We start from the raw sequence: 16,630 nt of genomic DNA, 5'->3' as shown, positions 1-16,630 counted from the left end.
GGCCCCGTGCCCGCCGCAGACCGGCGCCGCTCCCTCCAGCACTAGGGATCACACCATGACAGCCAGCCCCCTCGCCCCCGCGTGGCTGCGGCACCCCGACGACGGCAATGCGCTCGACGCGGCCGTCTGGCCGCAGCACGCCTCCCGCGACGCCTCCGGCGGGATCACGATCGCCGGTGTCTCGGCGAGCAGCCTGGCCGAACGCTTCGGCACGCCCCTCTACGTCATCGACGAAGCGGATGCGCGTACCCGCGCCCGCGGCATCCGCGACGCCTTCGCCGCCGAGGCCGCCGCCGTCGGCACCACCGCCACCGTCTACTACGCCGCCAAGGCGCTGCTCACGATCGACGTCGCCCGCTGGATGGCCGAGGACGGCCTCTGGATCGACGTCTGCTCGGGCGGAGAGCTCGCCGTCGCCCTCGCGGCCGGAGCCGACCCCGCGCGCCTGGGCCTCCACGGCAACAACAAGTCCGTCGCCGAGATCGATCGAGCGGTCGGCGCCGGCCTCGGCGTGATCGTGATCGACAGCGCCGTCGAGATCGAGCGCGTGGCCGAGGCCGCCGCCCGGCACGGGCGCGTACAGGCCGTGCGCCTGCGGGTGAACAGCGGCGTGCACGCCCACACCCACGACTTCCTCGCCACCGCGCACGAAGACCAGAAGTTCGGTGTGCGGCTCGACCAGGCCGTCGAGTACGCGGCGGCCATCCGCTCGCACGACTCGCTGCGCTTCCTCGGGCTGCACTGCCACATCGGTTCGCAGATCTTCGGCTCCGACGGTTTCGCCGAGTCGGCCGCACGCCTGCTCGAGGTGCACGCCGAGCTGCTCGCCGGCGGCGAGGTGCCCGGTCTCAACCTCGGCGGCGGCTTCGGCATCGCCTACACCTCGGCCGACGACCCCACCCCGATCGCCGAGCTGGCCCACGCCATCGTCGGTTCCGTCGCGCGCGAGTGCGCGCGCGTCGGCATCCCGCTGCCCGCCCTCGCCTTCGAGCCCGGCCGCTCGATCGTCGGCCCCGCCGGCATCACCCTCTACGAGGTCGGCACGGTGAAAGACGTGCTGGTCACCGTGCCCGGCGAGCACGCCGAGCCCGCGACCGAGGCCGTGCGTCGCTACGTCAGCGTCGACGGGGGCATGAGCGACAACGCCCGCACCGCCCTCTACGGGGCCGAGTACTCGGTGCGTCTGGCGAGCCGGGTGACGGATGCGCAGCCCGCCCTGGTGCGCATCGCCGGCAAGCACTGCGAGAGCGGCGACATCGTCGTGAACGCCGACTACCTCCCCGGCGACGTGCGCCCGGGCGACCTGCTCGCGGTGCCGGCGACCGGCGCCTACTGCTTCTCGCTCTCGAGCAACTACAACTACCTCACCCGGCCGGCGGTCGTGGCGGTCGCGGGCGGCGAGGCCCGGCTGCTCGTGCGCCGCGAGACCGAGCACGACCTCCTCGCCCGCGACGTCGCCTACTCCGGAGGCCCCCGATGATCGAATACCGCAACCTCCGCATCGCGCTGCTCGGCGCGGGCTCGGTCGGCTCGCAGGTCGCCCGGCTGCTGCTCGAGCACGGCGACGAGCTGGCCGCCCGTGTGGGCGCCGGCCTCGAGCTCGTGGGCGTCGCCGTGCGCGACGTCGACGCGCGGCGCGACGTCGACATCCCGCGCGAGCTCCTCACCACCGACGCCCTCACGCTGATCCAGTCGGCCGACGTCGTGATCGAGCTGATGGGCGGCATCGAGCCGGCGAAGGAGTACATCCTCGCGGCCATCAACTCGGGCGCCGACGTCGTGACGGGCAACAAGGCCCTGCTCGCGACCCACGGCCCCGAGCTCTTCGCCGCCGCCGAGCAGGTCGGAGCGCAGCTGTACTACGAGGCGGCCGCGGGCGGCGCCATCCCGATCATCCGGCCCCTGCGCGACTCGCTCGCCGGCGACCGGGTGAAGCGTGTGATGGGCATCGTGAACGGCACGACGAACTTCATCCTCGACCGCATGGACGTGCAGGGCGACAGCTTCGAGAACGCCCTCGCGGTCGCCACCGAGCTCGGCTACGCCGAGGCCGACCCGACCGCCGACGTCGAGGGCTACGACGCGGCGCAGAAGGCGGCCATTCTGGCCAGCCTCGCCTTCCACACCGCGGTTCCGGTCGAGGCGGTGCACCGCGAGGGCATGACCACGGTCACGGCCGCACAGGTCGAGGCGGCCGAGAAGGCGGGCTTCGTCGTGAAGCTGCTCGCGATCTGCGAGCGGCTGACCGACCCGGTGACCGGGGTCGAGGGTGTCGTCGCCCGCGTGCATCCGGCCCTGATCAGCCGGCGTCATCCGCTCGCCGCCGTGCACGACGCCAAGAACGCGGTGTTCGTGCAGGCCGAGGCCGCGGGCGACCTGATGTTCTACGGCGCGGGCGCGGGCGGCACCGAGACCGCCTCGGCGGTGCTCGGCGACCTCGTCTCGGCGGCCCGCCGGCACGTCGCCGGCGGCCCGGGCGTGGGGGAGTCGGTGCACGCGAACCTGCCGGTGTTCGGCATCGGGTCGGTCACGACCCGCTACCAGCTCACCCTCGTCGTCGCCGACAAGCCGGGCGTGCTCGCCCAGATCGCCGGACTGTTCAGCGAGCACGGCGTCTCGGTCGAGGCGCTGCAGCAGACCGTCGCGAGTGCCGCGGCGGGCCGGTCGGGCGATCAGCCGCTCACCGCTACCCTTGTGATCATCACGCACGAAGCCACGGAGGCCGCACTCGCGGCCACGGTGGCCGCCGTCTCGGCCCACGACGCCGTCGTTCGGGTCGAGTCGGTACTACGAGTTGAAGGAGACACGCCCTAGTGGCCGAGAGCACCGAGAAGATCCCCTCCCGCGGCATCGCATCACGGCAGTGGCGGGGCGTTCTGCACGAGTACGCCGACCGTCTCGGCATCACGGAGGCCACCCCGGTCGTCACGCTCGGCGAGGGCGGCACGCCGCTCATCCCGGCGCCGGCGCTGTCGGCCCGCACCGGGGCGAAGGTCTACATCAAGTACGAGGGCATGAACCCGACGGGCTCCTTCAAGGACCGCGGCATGACGATGGCCATCTCGAAGGCCGTCGAGCACGGTGCGAAGGCCGTCATCTGCGCCTCGACCGGCAACACCTCCGCCTCGGCGGCGGCGTACGCCACGCACGCCGGCATCACCGCGGCCGTGCTGGTGCCCGAGGGCAAGATCGCCCTGGGCAAGCTCAGCCAGGCCATCGCGCACAACGCGCAGCTCATCCAGGTGCAGGGCAACTTCGACGACTGCCTCGACCTCGCCCGCGACCTCGCGGCGAACTACCCGGTGCACCTCGTGAACTCGGTCAACCCCGACCGCATCGCCGGCCAGAAGACCGCGGCCTACGAGGTCGTCGAGGTGCTGCAGGATGCGCCCGACTTCCACCTGCTGCCGGTCGGCAACGCGGGCAACTACACCGCGTATTCCCGTGGCTACACCGAGGAGCTCGAGCGCGGGGTCACCACGAAGCTCCCGCGCATGTTCGGCTTCCAGGCGGCGGGCAGCGCGCCCATCGTGCTCGGTGAGATCGTGCGCCACCCCGACACCATCGCCAGCGCGATCCGCATCGGCAACCCGGCGTCGTGGGAGCTCGCGATCGCGGCCCGTGAGGCCACCGACGGCTACTTCGGTGCGATCAGCGACGAGCACATCCTCGCCGCGCACCGTCTGCTCTCGGCCGAGGTCGGCGTGTTCGTCGAGCCGGCCTCCGCGATCGGTGTGGCCGGGCTGCTGGAGCGCTCCGATGCCGGGGTCATTTCGGCCGGGTCCACAGTGGTCATCACGGTCACGGGCCACGGACTGAAAGACCCGCAGTGGGCCCTCCGCACCGAGGACGGCGGCGAGGTCACCCCGACCATCGTCCCCGCCGACGCGGCGGAGGTGGCCGGGGTGCTCGGGCTGCAGAAGGCCGCTCTGTGAGCGCCGAGGCGGTCGCGGGCTCTGTCGGCGCTGCCGTGGGTTCGACCGGCCCGATGGTCGGCACCTCGGTCACGGTCCGCGTCCCGGCGACGACGGCGAACCTCGGCCCCGGCTTCGACACGCTCGGCCTCGCGCTGGCGCTCTACGACGAGCTGACGGTCACGGTGCGCCCCGAGCCGGGTGTCTTCGTCGACGTGCACGGCGTCGGCGCGGGGGAGGTGCCCACCGACGAGTCGAACCTCGTGGTGCGGGCGATCGCCCACACCTTCGCGGCCCACGGCCAGGAGCTCCCGGGCCTGAATCTCGAGGCGCACAACGTCATCCCGCACGGCCGAGGGCTCGGCTCCTCGGGTGCGGCCATCGTCTCGGGCATCATGGCCGCGAAGGGCCTGCTCGAGGGCATCGTCGAGATCGACTCGCTCGGGCTGCTCGCCCTGGCGACCGAGCTCGAGGGCCACCCCGACAACGTCGCGCCCGCGCTCTTCGGCGGCCTGACCATCGCGTGGGTAACCCCCGAGGGTCCGCAGTCGAAGAAGCTCATCGTGCACCGCGGCGTCTCGCCGCTCGTGCTGGTGCCGCACGAGACGATGTCGACGGCGCTCGCGCGAAGCCTCCAGCCCGAGTCGGTGCCGCACGCCGACGCCATCTTCAACGTCTCTCGTTCGACGCTCCTGATTGCCGCGCTCATCCAGAGCCCCGAGCTGCTGCTCGCGGCCACGGAGGACAAGCTGCACCAGAGCTACCGGGCGAGCGCCATGCCCGAGACCGACCGGCTGATCCGTGCGCTCCGGGCCGAGGGCTTCCCGGCCGTCGTCTCGGGGGCGGGGCCGAGCATCCTGGTGCTCTGCAGCGACCCGGGGCAGCGTCAGGCCGCCGCCGAACTGGTGGCCGAGAAGGCCGCGACACCCTGGGAATCGCTGGTTCTGGCCGTGGACTTCAAAGGTGCTACAGTGGTCGTGCACCCGGAGAATCAGAACTAGCCTCAGTTTCTGCGTATCAGATGTTCTGAGTACCTGATCCACATCCCTGGTCGCATTTCCTCAACTCATTTCCTGCCGCGTGCAGAGACGTATCCGGCTCGTGTTGCATCCCGTTGTTTCGGCAGCGTGATTCCTCGCAGCTGTCTGCGTCCCCCTTCCGCAGCAGTTCTCTGCCTCGCCTCTGATGCCGGCAGGGGAAGGACACCATCTCCGTGACTGACGTCAACACCACCCCCGAGCTCTCGACGCTCAAGGTCTCCGAACTGCAGGCGATCGCCGCGCAGCTCGGCATGGCCGGCGCCTCGAAGCTCCGCAAGGGCGAGCTCGTCGAGGCCATCCGCCGTGTGCAGCAGGGCGACGACCTGCCCGCTGCCACCGCGGCCACGCTCGACCTGCCCGTCGATGCGCTCGCCTCCGTGGCCCCGGCTGCTGAGGCCGCCACGGCTGAGGCCGCTACGGCTGAGCCCGCTGCCGCTGAGACCGCTGCCGAGGCGCCTGCTGCTGAGGCCGCTGCCGAGGCGCCTGCCGCGCCCGCCGAGGAGGCCCCCGCCGCCGACGCCGCCGAGGCGCCCTCCACCGAGGCCCCTGCCGCCGACCTGGCCGGCCCCATCGTCCCCGACGAGCTGCTGCGTGCGGCTCCCGCCACCGGATCGGCCCCCAAGGAGCCGATCGTGATCGAGCTCCCCGAGGGCCCGGTCTCGCCCAAGCGCCGCTCGCGCCGGGTCACCACGGAGCGGGTGAGCACCGAGCGTGTCAGCGCCGGCGGTCACGCCAACCACGAGAGCGCCGAGGCCCCCGTGCTCCCGACGGATGCCCCGAACGTCGACGCTCCGGCCGACGCCTCCGGGCGCGACGCCGGCACCGACGCGGCCGCCGAGCAGGGCGAGCAGACCGAGCAGGCGCCCCGTGAGGGTCGTGGCCGTGGCCGCAACCGCCGCGGTCGCGGTGGCAACGCCGAGAACGCCGACGCCGGCCAGCAGCAGAACGGCCAGGGCCAGCAGAACGGCCAGGGCTCGCAGAACGGTCAGCAGCAGAACGGCCAGAACGACCGCGGCGCCCAGAACGAGCGCAACGGCCAAAACGCCCAGAACGCCCAGAACGGCCAGAACGGCCAGCAGCAGAACGACCGCGGCGACCGCCAGAACGACCGTGCCGACCGCGGCCAGAACGACCGCGGCCAGAACGAGCGCGGCCAGAATGATCGCATCGGCCAGAACGACCGCGCCGGCCAGAACGACCGCAACGACCGCAACGGCCAGAACGACCGCTCAGACCGCACCGACCGCGGCCAGGGCGAGCAGAGCGAGGCCCGCCAGCAGGAGCAGTTCGACGAGCGCCGGGGCGGCGAGCAGGGCGACCGCAGCGAGCGGGGCGCCCGCAACCGCTACCGCGACCGCAAGCGCCGCGGCCAGACCGGGGGCGACGACATCGAGCCCGAGGTCTCCGAGGACGACGTGCTCATCCCCGTCGCGGGCATCCTCGACATCCTCGACAACTACGCCTTCGTGCGCACGAGCGGATACCTGCCGGGCAACAGCGACGTCTACGTCTCGCTCGGCCAGGTCAAGAAGTACAACCTGCGCAAGGGCGACGCCGTCGTCGGCTCGATCCGTCAGCCGCGCGAGGGCGACTCCAACGGCCGTCAGAAGTACAACGCGATCGTGCGCATCGAGTCGATCAACGGCCTGCCCGTCGACGAGGCGCAGAACCGTGTCGAGTTCGGCAAGCTGACCCCGCTCTACCCCCAGGAGCGCCTGCGCCTGGAGACCGAGCCCGGCAAGCTGACGCAGCGCATCATCGACCTGGTGGCCCCCATCGGCAAGGGCCAGCGCGGCCTCATCGTCGCGCCGCCCAAGGCCGGCAAGACGATCGTGCTGCAGCAGATCGCCAACGCGATCTCGACCAACAACCCCGAGGTGCACCTCATGGTCGTGCTGGTCGACGAGCGGCCCGAAGAGGTCACCGACATGCAGCGCACCGTCAAGGGCGAGGTCATCGCCTCGACCTTCGACCGTCCGGCCGAAGACCACACCACGGTCGCCGAGCTCGCCATCGAGCGCGCCAAGCGCCTGGTGGAGCTGGGCCACGACGTCGTCGTGCTGCTCGACTCGATCACCCGCCTCGGCCGCGCCTACAACCTGGCGTCGCCGGCCTCCGGCCGCATCCTCTCGGGCGGTGTCGACGCCTCGGCGCTCTACCCGCCGAAGCGCTTCTTCGGTGCCGCGCGCAACATCGAGAACGGCGGCTCGCTGACCATCCTCGCCACCGCGCTGGTGGAGACCGGCTCGAAGATGGACGAGGTGATCTTCGAGGAGTTCAAGGGAACCGGCAACTCCGAGCTGCGCCTCTCGCGTCAGCTCGCCGACAAGCGCATCTTCCCGGCGGTCGACGTGAACGCGTCGAGCACCCGCCGCGAGGAACTGCTGATGGGCGCCGACGAGACCAAGATCACCTGGAAGCTGCGTCGCGCCCTCGCCGGTGTCGATCCGCAGCAGGCGCTCGAGATCGTGCTCGGCCGCCTCAAGGAGACCTCCTCGAACGTGGAGTTCCTGATGCAGGTGCAGAAGTCGATGCCGGCCCCCGCCCAGGGACACGGTGCCCACAGCGCCTCCAACCACAACGGCTCGAACCACAACGGCTTCGGCGCCCACAAGGGCGAGTGATGTTCGAGTCGGTGGCCACGCTGCAGGCCGAGCACGACGACCTGCAGCGCCAGCTGAGCGATCCCGAGCTGCACGGCGACCCGGCGCGCTCCAAGCGCGTCAACCGCCGCTACGCCGAGCTCAGCCGCATCGTGGCCGCGCACACGGCCTGGCAGCAGAGCGTCGACGACCTCGAGGCGGCCCGCGAGCTCGCGGCCGACGACCAGGCCTTCGCCGACGAGGTGCCCGCGCTCGAGGAGACCGTGGCCGAGACCGAGGAGCGGCTCCGCCGCCTCCTCATCCCGCGCGACCCCGACGACGCCCGTGACGTGATCATGGAGATCAAGGCCGGCGAGGGCGGCGCGGAGAGCATGCTCTTCGCCGCCGACCTGCTGCGCATGTACCTGCACTACGCCGAGTCGAAGGGCTGGAAGACGGAGCTCCTCGAGCGCACCGAGAGCGATCTCGGTGGCTACAAGGACGTGCAGATCGCCGTCAAGGGCCGCTCCACCGACCCGGCCGAGGGCGTCTGGGCGCACCTGAAGTACGAGGGCGGCGTGCACCGCGTGCAGCGTGTGCCGGCCACCGAGTCGCAGGGGCGCATCCACACCTCCGCCGCCGGCGTGCTCGTCTTCCCCGAGGTCGACGAGCCCGAAGAGGTCGAGATCAGCCCGAACGATCTCAAGATCGACGTGTTCCGCTCGAGCGGCCCCGGCGGCCAGTCGGTCAACACCACCGACTCGGCCGTGCGCATCACCCACCTGCCCACGGGCATCGTGGTGTCGATGCAGAACGAGAAGAGCCAGCTGCAGAACCGCGAGGCCGGCATGCGCGTGCTGCGCGCCCGCATCCTCGCCAAGCAGCAGGAGGAGCTCGACGCCGAGGCCAGCGCGGCCCGACGCAGCCAGATCCGCACGGTCGACCGCTCCGAGCGCATCCGCACCTACAACTTCCCCGAGAACCGCATCGCCGACCACCGCACCGGGTACAAGGCGTACAACCTCGACCAGGTTATGGACGGCGCGCTCGAGCCGATCATCCAGTCCGCCATCACCGCCGACGAGGAGAGCCGCCTGGCCGCCCTCGGCGGCGACGAGTGAGGGCCGATCCGCCGATGACCCTCCTCGACACCGCGACCGGCGCCCCCGCCACCGTGCGCTCGATCTTCGAGCGCTCGAGCGCGATCCTGCGCGCGAGCGGCGTGACCGACCCCGAGGTCGACGCCGAGCTGCTGATCGGGCACGTGCTCGGTGCCTCGCGCGGTCGCGTGCAGTCGCTGGTCGTGACGGATGCGGCGCTCGGCGCCGACGACACCGTCGCCATCGCCGAGGCCGTGGAGCGCCGGGCGGCCCGCGAGCCGCTGCAGCACATCACCGGTGTCGCCTGGTTCCGCTCGCTCGAACTGGCGGTCGGTCCCGGAGTCTTCGTTCCCCGGCCCGAGACCGAGTTCGTGGCGCAGCTGGCGATCGACGCCCTTCGGGCCGTGGTGCCCGCGGAGGGCGCGCATCCGCTCGCCGTCGACCTCGGCACGGGCAGCGGGGCGATCGCCCTGTCGCTGGCCACCGAGGTGCCCCACGCCGAGGTCGTGGCGGTCGAGAACTCGACCGAGGCCTTCATCTGGGCCAAGCAGAACCTGCGCTCGGTGGGCGCCGAGAACGCCCGCATCGTGTTCATCGATCTGGCGGATGCGCTGCCCGAGCTCGACGGCACGGTCGACGTGGTGGCCTCGAACCCGCCCTACATCCCGGTCGGTGCGATCCCGCGCGACCCCGAGGTGCGCCTGCACGACCCCGAGCACGCGCTCTACGGCGGAGCCGACGGCCTCGACGTGGTGCGCGACGTCTCGGCCACCGCGAAGCGCCTGCTCCGCCCGGGCGGCAGCCTGGTGATCGAGCACGGCGACCTGCAGGGCCCCGGGATGCGCGAGCTGCTCATCGCCGACGGCTGGCGGGCCGTGGCCACCCACCGCGACCTCACGGGGCGCGACCGGGCGACCACGGGCATCCGCTGACCCACCCCTGACCGGCACCACCCGGCCACTCGCTGTCGGCGGCCGGCAATAGGATCTCAACATGGAACCCATCAGCTTCACCTTCGGCATCGTCGGCCTGATCGTCTTCATCGTCACGGTCGTGTCGATCGTCAAGAACCCCAACCACGGCGGGCTCGGCAAGTTCATCTGGATCCTGGTCGCGTTCTTCCTGTCGATCCTCGGCTCCATCCTCTGGCTGATCTTCGGCCGCGGTCGCGTCCCCAAGCGCTGAGCGCCTCCCCGGGCATCCGAGGGTGCCCCGCTATCATGGAGGTGCAATGGCTGACCTCTACGACTGCTCCGTCTCCACCCAGCTCCTGAGCGGGATGCGCCTCGCCCGTGCGGCCATCGCCCGCGGCGAGCTCGCCGTCATCCCCACCGACACCGTCTACGGGGTGGCGGCCGATGCGTTCCAGCCCCGCGCCGTGCAGCGCCTGCTCGACGCCAAGGGCCGCACGCGCCAGTCGCCGCCTCCGGTGCTGATCCCCGGGTCGCCGACGCTCGACGCCCTCGCCGTCGGCATCCCCGACTCGGCCCGTCAGCTGGTCGACGCGTTCTGGCCCGGAGGTCTGACGCTCATCCTGAAGGCCACGCCGTCGCTGGCCTGGGACCTCGGTGAGACCGGTGGCACGGTGGCCCTCCGGATGCCCGACGACCCGATCGCGCTCGAGCTCCTCGCCGACACCGGGCCCCTCGCCGTCTCCAGCGCCAACCTCACCGGGCAGCCGGCCGCCACCACGGCGCAGCAGGCGCTCGCCATGCTCGAAGACAGCGTGACGGTCTACCTCGACGGGGGAGAGCGCCCCGAGGCGGTGGCCTCCACCATCGTCGACGCCACCCGCGCCGACGGCACCCTGCGTGTCGTGCGTCACGGGGCCGTGTCCGACGAGCGGCTGCGCGAGATCGTCGGGGAGCTGCTGCTGCCCGACGCGGGCTCCCCGGCATCCGGCTCCCCGGCGCCCGGCACTCCGGCACCCCGTACTTCAGGGCCCGGCGCCTGACGTGCGCTTCTACCTCCTCGTCGCGCTCGTCTCGGCGGTCGTCACCTTCGGCCTGACCTGGGTGATCTACAAACTCAGCCACCGCTACCGGCTGTACCCGAAGATCCGCGAGCGCGACGTGCACACCCGGCCGACGCCCCGTCTCGGCGGCATCGCCATGTTCCTCGGGGTCGTGGTGGCGATCGGCGTGGCGTCGCAGATCAGCTGGTTCCGGCTGGTGTTCGCCGAGCCCGGGAAGGTCTGGGCCATCCTCGGAGCCGCCCTGATCATCGTGGTCATCGGCGTGGCCGACGACATCTGGGACCTCGACTGGCTGACGAAGCTCGCCGGCCAGATCCTCGCCGCCGGGCTCCTGGCCTGGCAGGGGGTGCAGATCCTCTCGCTGCCGATCGGCGACACCCGCGGCATCGGTTCGCCCGCCATGTCCCTGATCATCACCATCCTCGCGGTGGTGCTGGTGATGAACGCCATCAACTTCATCGACGGTCTCGACGGCCTGGTGGCGGGTGTCGCCCTGATCGCCAACGGCGTGTTCTTCCTCTACAGCTACCTGCTGGCCCAGGAGACCTCGCCGACCGACTACTTCAACCTCGCCTCGCTCATCACCGCCGTGCTGATCGGCGCCTGCGCCGGCTTCCTGCCGCTGAACTTCCACCCGGCGAAACTGTTCATGGGCGACGCGGGCGCCCTGCTCGTGGGGCTCCTCATGGCCACGAGCGCCATCGCGGTCACCGGCCAGGTCGACCCCGCCCAGCTCGGCCGCTCGGAGCTGCTGCCGGCGTTCATCCCGATCCTGCTGCCGTTCGCCATCCTGGTGATCCCGCTGCTCGACTTCAGCCTCGCCGTCATCCGGCGGCTGCGGGCCGGGAAGAGCCCGTTCAGCGCCGACCGCAAGCACCTGCACCACCGGCTGCTCGACATGGGCCACAGCCACCTGCAGGCCGTGCTGATCTTCTACTCGTGGACGGCCGTGATCTCGGTCGGCTGCCTGCTCTTCTTCGTGCTCGACCCGTACTGGCCCGCGTTCATCGTGCTGGGCCTCGGCATCGCCGTCTGCACCGTCGTGACCCTCTCGCCGCTCAGTCGCGCCAAGCGCCGCGAGTTCGCCGCCCAGTCCGCCGACGCGGGCACCCTCGAAGCCCGTGCCAAAGCCGGCGACGACCCGCTCGACGCGGCCGCCGACGACATCAAGGAGTCCACCCCGTGACCGAGACCGACCCCGCGTACACCCCGGAGCCCGCACCGCGCGGCAACTACCCGACGCCGTCCTCGACGGGGGTGTTCTCGACCATCCTGAAGTGGGACGCCATCCTCGCCCTGGTGATCGCCGTCGTCGGGGGAGTGGTCGGCTACGTCGTCGACGGCTGGACGGGGGCGATCAGCGCCCTCATCGGCACGGTGATGGTGCTGGTGTTCGCGGGCATCACGGCGGCGAGCATCCTGGTGGCCAACCGCTTCGCCGCGTCACCGCTGTTCACGACGCTGTTCTTCGTGATCGTGCTCGGCTCGTGGATCGTGAAGTTCGCCCTGTTCATCGTGCTCGTGGTGCTGCTGCGCGGCGCCGACTTCACGAACGACGTCGTACTGTTCCTCAGCATCGTCGTGGCCGTGCTCGGAACCCTCGTCGTCGACGTCATCGTCGTCGCCCGCAGCCGCATGCCCTACGCCTCCGACGTGCGCCTCCCCGGCCCGCAGTGACGGGCCTCACGATTCGTCAGGATGCCCTAAGTATTGATAGGGTGGAGAAGTTCGTTCCGCCGCTGGACAATGCCTTCGCATTCTCCCTGCAGCACCCCTCCCACCCGCTCGTCGTCGCGAGAACTATGAACAGTTCCACGCCCCGAACAGGAGATAGCGCTGATAGCTAACGCTGTGCACCTGCTAGCCCCCATGGCAACCTCCGATGACGGTGGTTTCCACGGTCCGTCCATCGAAGAGTTCTTCCCTGAAGTCATCTTCTTCGCGGGTACGCCGTTCGAGATGAACCGCATCATCCTGATCCGCTTCCTCGCGGTGCTGGCGATCGTGCTGATCTTCTGGATCGGCACCCGTCGCATGAAGGTGGTGCCCGGCCGCTTCCAGTCCATCGTCGAGATGGGGCTCGACTTCGCTCGGGTCAACATCGCCGAAGACCTCCTCGGCAAGAAGGACGGCCGTCGCTTCCTTCCGCTGATCACCACAATCTTCTTCATGGTGCTGTTCATGAACATCACGGGCATCATCCCGTTCCTGAACATCGCCGGAACCTCGGTGATCGGTGTGCCGCTCGTGCTCGCGCTCGTCGCCTGGGCCGCCTTCATCTACGCGGGCATCAAGAAGCACCCGGGTGCCTTCTTCAAGAACGCGCTGTTCCCGCCCGGTGTGCCGAAGGCGCTCTACATCATCGTGACGCCGATCGAGCTCGTCTCGACCTTCGTGCTCCGCCCGGTGACGCTGACGCTCCGACTGCTGATGAACATGGTCGTCGGCCACCTCCTCCTGGTGCTGTTCTTCTCGGCCACGCAGTTCTTCTTCTTCACGGCCTCGCAGACCAACTTCTTCTACTCGCTGTTCGGCGTCGGCACCCTGGCCTTCGGCTTCGTCTTCACCCTCTTCGAGGTGCTGGTCGCGGTGCTGCAGGCCTACGTCTTCGCTCTTCTCACCACTGTCTACATCCAGCTCGCGCTGGCTGAGGAACACTAAGCGGTTCAGGCGTCCGCCCGAACCACCATCACGAAAGGGAACACAACGTGGCAGATGTATCGATCCTCGCTGAGGTCACCGGCAACGTCGCGACCATGGGCTACGGCCTCGCCGCCATCGGCCCCGCCATCGGCGTGGGCATCGTGGTCGGCAAGACCATCGAAGGCGTCGCCCGCCAGCCCGAGCTCGCCGGCCGCCTCCAGGTGCTGATGTACATCGGTATCGCGTTCACCGAGGCGCTCGCGTTCATCGGTATCGCGACGTACTTCATCTTCACCAACTAGTCGCCCATCTTCGATCGATAAGGAGGCTGGAATGCTGAACGCAGTTCTGGCTGCTGGCGAAGAGACCGCGAAGAATCCACTCATTCCGGAGTGGTACGACATCATCTGGTCGTCGGTGTGTTTCGTCGTCATCCTCTTCTTCTTCTGGAGGCTCGTCCTCCCGCGCATGAAGAAGCTCCTCGACGAGCGGTCCGCCGCGATCGAGGGAAACATGGAGAAGGCCGACGAAGCGCAGCGCGAGGCGGAAGCTGCCCTGCAGCAGTACACCGCCCAGCTGGCCGAGGCTCGCGCCGAGGCCGCCAAGATCCGTGAGCAGGCCCGTGTCGATGCGCAGCGCATCGGTGCTGAGGTCACCGCTCAGGCTCAGAGCGAGGCCGAGCGCACCAAGGCGAACGCCCAGGTCGCGATCGAGGCCGAGCGTCAGGCGGCCCTCGTGTCGCTGCGCTCGGAGGTCGGCTCGCTGGCCATCGACCTCGCCTCGGGTGTCGTGGGCGAGTCCCTCTCCGACGACGCGAAGGCGACGGCTCTGGTCGACCGCTTCCTCGCCGACCTCGAGGCCGACACCTCGGGAAAGAAGTAGCACCATGGGTAGCGCGACCAGAGAAGCCCTCGCCGGCGCCACGGCTCGTCTTTCGAGCGTGGCCGGCGCGGTCGATCTGGCCACGGGAGAAGAGCTCTTCGCCGCTGGTCGGATCATCGGAGATTCGTCGCACCTGCTGGCAGCCCTCTCCGACCCCGGAGCGGAGCCCGCGGCGAAGTCGGCGCTCGTGCGCCGGCTGTTCGCGACGGCGTACAGCGCCACGACGGTCGACCTTCTCGACACGGTGGCGACCAGCCGCTGGTCGTCGAAGAACGACCTGCTCGCAGGCATCGAGGAGCTGGGCATCCGTGCCGTCGCCTTCTCGGCGCCCTCGTCGCTGTCGATCGACCGCGAGCTGTTCGAGTTCGCCCGCGCCGTGTCGAGCGATTCGTCGCTCGAGCTGGCGCTGGGCTCGAAGCTCGGCTCGGTCGAGCAGAAGCGGGCGCTCGTCGAGCGGCTGCTCGGTGGCCGCGCCTCGAACGAGACCGTCGCCATCGTGCGTCAGCTGGTCACCCAGCCCCGCGGTCGCCGAATCGGCGAGCTCATCCGCTACGCCTCCACGATCGTGGCCGACGAGGCCGGCTCGCGGGTCGCGACGGTCACCGTCGCCGCCCCGCTCACGGCCGACCGCATCGCCCGGCTCGAGAAGGCCCTCACCGGCAGCTACCGCATGCCGGTGCGGATCAACCAGGTGATCGACCCCTCGGTGGTGGGCGGCGTGCGCATCCAGCTCGGTGACGACGTCATCGACGGAAGCGTCGCGACGCGCATCAACGATTTGAGACTTCAGCTCGCTGGCTAATCAGAGGGCACAGGAACACACTGGGGGCATACCCCATCAGAAAAGGGAAAACGATGGCTGAACTTACGATCCGCCCCGATGAGATCCGCGACGCTCTCAAAGACTTCGTCGCCGCCTACGAGCCCGGCAAGGCCAGCACGACCGAGGTCGGCTACGTCATCGACGCCGCCGACGGCATCGCCCACGTCGAGGGTCTGCCCGGCGTCATGGCCAACGAGCTGATTCGCTTCGCCGACGGCACCCTGGGCCTCGCCCAGAACCTCGACGAGGACGAGATCGGTGTCATCGTGCTCGGCGAGTTCACCGGCATCGAGGAGGGCCAGGAGGTCACCCGCACCGGCGAGGTCCTCTCGGTGCCCGTGGGCGACGCCTACCTCGGCCGCGTCGTCGACCCGCTCGGCAACCCGATCGACGGTCTCGGCGAGATCGCTGCTGAGGGTCGCCGCGAGCTCGAGCTCCAGGCCCCCGGCGTCATGGCCCGCAAGAGCGTGCACGAGCCCATGCAGACCGGCATCAAGGCGATCGACGCCATGATCCCGATCGGCCGTGGCCAGCGCCAGCTCATCATCGGCGACCGCCAGACCGGTAAGACGGCCATCGCGATCGACACGATCATCAACCAGAAGGCCAACTGGGACTCGGGCGACGTCGACAAGCAGGTGCGCTGCATCTACGTCGCGATCGGCCAGAAGGGTTCGACCATCGCCTCGGTGCGCGGCGCCCTGGAAGACGCCGGAGCCATGGAGTACACCACCATCGTGGCGTCCCCGGCCTCCGACCCCGCCGGCTTCAAGTACCTCGCCCCCTACACCGGCTCGGCCATCGGCCAGCACTGGATGTACGGCGGCAAGCACGTCCTGATCATCTTCGACGACCTGTCGAAGCAGGCCGAGGCCTACCGCGCCGTGTCGCTGCTGCTCCGTCGGCCGCCGGGACGCGAGGCGTACCCCGGTGACGTGTTCTACCTGCACTCGCGTCTGCTCGAGCGTTGCGCCAAGCTGTCCGATGAGCTGGGCGCCGGATCGATGACCGGTCTGCCGATCATCGAGACCAAGGCGAACGACGTCTCGGCGTACATCCCCACCAACGTGATCTCGATCACCGACGGCCAGATCTTCCTGCAGTCCGACCTGTTCAACGCCAACCAGCGCCCCGCTGTCGACGTCGGCATCTCGGTCTCGCGAGTCGGTGGCGACGCCCAGGTCAAGTCGATCAAGTCGGTCTCCGGAACGCTGAAGCTCGAGCTCGCGCAGTACCGCTCGCTCGAGGCCTTCGCGATGTTCGCCTCCGACCTCGACGCCGCGTCGCGTCGTCAGCTCGCCCGAGGCGCCCGCCTCACCGAGCTGCTGAAGCAGCCGCAGTACTCGCCGTTCCCCGTCGAGCAGCAGGTCGTCTCGATCTGGGCCGGCACCAAGGGCAAGCTCGACGAGGTCCCGGTCGAGGACATCCTGCGCTTCGAGGCCGAGTTGCTCGAGTACGTCGGTCGCACGACCGACATCCTCACCACGCTGCGCGAGACCAACAAGCTCGACGACGACACCGCTGCCGCGCTCGACAAGGCGGTCGACCAGTTCAAGCTCGAGTTCCAGACGGGTGAGGGCAAGCCGCTCGCCTCGGTGGGCAAGGAGCAGTTCCAGGCGACCGACAAGGCCGACGTCGGCCAGGAGAAGATCGTGAAGGGTCGCCGCTAAG

The 16,630-nt window shown here is 70.0% G+C and carries 16 protein-coding genes; all 16 read left to right on the top strand.

All coding sequences use genetic code 11. The features are described 5' to 3' along the window. Positions 1-55 precede the first annotated feature (55 nt). Complete coding sequence (lysA, locus tag NVV95_RS10915) at positions 56-1,480, top strand: diaminopimelate decarboxylase (RefSeq protein ID WP_259486577.1); 1,425 nt, start codon at positions 56-58, stop codon at positions 1,478-1,480. After that, positions 1,477-2,814, top strand: a complete 1,338-nt coding sequence (locus tag NVV95_RS10910) for a homoserine dehydrogenase (protein ID WP_259486576.1) — start codon at positions 1,477-1,479, stop codon at positions 2,812-2,814. Before lysA ends, NVV95_RS10910 begins: the two co-directional genes overlap by 4 nt. Further along, the gene (gene thrC / locus NVV95_RS10905) at positions 2,814-3,935 is read left to right on the top strand and encodes a threonine synthase (protein ID WP_259486575.1); all 1,122 of its coding nucleotides are present in this window, start codon (positions 2,814-2,816) and stop codon (positions 3,933-3,935) included. The genes NVV95_RS10910 and thrC overlap by 1 nt, the downstream gene beginning before the upstream one ends. Before the next feature lie 53 nt (positions 3,936-3,988). Then, positions 3,989-4,915, top strand: coding sequence for a homoserine kinase (thrB, locus tag NVV95_RS10900; RefSeq protein WP_259486940.1), 927 nt, complete (start codon positions 3,989-3,991; stop codon positions 4,913-4,915). Between the two features lie 212 nt (positions 4,916-5,127). Further along, positions 5,128-7,578: a transcription termination factor Rho gene (gene rho, locus NVV95_RS10895; RefSeq protein WP_259486574.1), complete on the top strand. Its 2,451-nt coding sequence runs from the start codon at positions 5,128-5,130 to the stop codon at positions 7,576-7,578. Continuing rightward, on the top strand, positions 7,578-8,657 hold the full coding sequence (prfA, locus tag NVV95_RS10890) for a peptide chain release factor 1 (protein WP_259486573.1): 1,080 nt from the start codon (positions 7,578-7,580) through the stop codon (positions 8,655-8,657). Before rho ends, prfA begins: the two co-directional genes overlap by 1 nt. 14 nt (positions 8,658-8,671) lie before the next feature. Next, positions 8,672-9,568 (top strand): peptide chain release factor N(5)-glutamine methyltransferase, encoded by an 897-nt coding sequence (gene prmC / locus NVV95_RS10885; protein ID WP_259486572.1) that lies wholly within the window; start codon positions 8,672-8,674, stop codon positions 9,566-9,568. A 61-nt stretch (positions 9,569-9,629) separates the two neighbouring features. Continuing rightward, positions 9,630-9,821, top strand: a complete 192-nt coding sequence (locus NVV95_RS10880) for a PLDc N-terminal domain-containing protein (RefSeq protein WP_173181207.1) — start codon at positions 9,630-9,632, stop codon at positions 9,819-9,821. Positions 9,822-9,867: 46 nt separating this feature from the next. Next, a complete protein-coding gene (locus tag NVV95_RS10875) occupies positions 9,868-10,590 on the top strand; it encodes an L-threonylcarbamoyladenylate synthase (protein ID WP_259486571.1) in 723 nt (240 codons plus the stop codon). A 1-nt stretch (position 10,591) separates the two neighbouring features. Continuing rightward, positions 10,592-11,797 carry an MraY family glycosyltransferase gene (locus NVV95_RS10870; protein ID WP_259486570.1) on the top strand — a complete coding sequence of 402 codons (1,206 nt, stop codon included), beginning with the start codon at positions 10,592-10,594 and terminating at the stop codon, positions 11,795-11,797. Further along, positions 11,794-12,288: a Cg1360 family ATP-synthase-associated protein gene (locus NVV95_RS10865; protein ID WP_259486569.1), complete on the top strand. Its 495-nt coding sequence runs from the start codon at positions 11,794-11,796 to the stop codon at positions 12,286-12,288. Before NVV95_RS10870 ends, NVV95_RS10865 begins: the two co-directional genes overlap by 4 nt. Positions 12,289-12,480: 192 nt before the next feature. Next, the gene (atpB, locus tag NVV95_RS10860; protein WP_259486568.1) at positions 12,481-13,272 is read left to right on the top strand and encodes a F0F1 ATP synthase subunit A; all 792 of its coding nucleotides are present in this window, start codon (positions 12,481-12,483) and stop codon (positions 13,270-13,272) included. Between the two features lie 95 nt (positions 13,273-13,367). Continuing rightward, positions 13,368-13,556 carry an ATP synthase F0 subunit C gene (gene atpE, locus NVV95_RS10855; protein ID WP_171707255.1) on the top strand — a complete coding sequence of 63 codons (189 nt, stop codon included), beginning with the start codon at positions 13,368-13,370 and terminating at the stop codon, positions 13,554-13,556. A gap of 31 nt (positions 13,557-13,587) precedes the next feature. After that, complete coding sequence (locus NVV95_RS10850; protein WP_259486567.1) at positions 13,588-14,136, top strand: F0F1 ATP synthase subunit B; 549 nt, start codon at positions 13,588-13,590, stop codon at positions 14,134-14,136. A 4-nt stretch (positions 14,137-14,140) separates the two neighbouring features. Further along, complete coding sequence (locus tag NVV95_RS10845) at positions 14,141-14,938, top strand: F0F1 ATP synthase subunit delta (RefSeq protein WP_259486566.1); 798 nt, start codon at positions 14,141-14,143, stop codon at positions 14,936-14,938. 53 nt (positions 14,939-14,991) lie between these two features. After that, complete coding sequence (gene atpA, locus NVV95_RS10840) at positions 14,992-16,629, top strand: F0F1 ATP synthase subunit alpha (RefSeq protein ID WP_259486565.1); 1,638 nt, start codon at positions 14,992-14,994, stop codon at positions 16,627-16,629. Position 16,630: the final 1 nt, after the last annotated feature.

Source organism: Herbiconiux gentiana (assembly GCF_024978135.1).
Taxonomy (GTDB): domain Bacteria; phylum Actinomycetota; class Actinomycetes; order Actinomycetales; family Microbacteriaceae; genus Herbiconiux; species Herbiconiux gentiana.
Note: the sequence above shows the minus strand (reverse complement) of the source record. Positions and strands in the feature narration are given on the sequence as shown.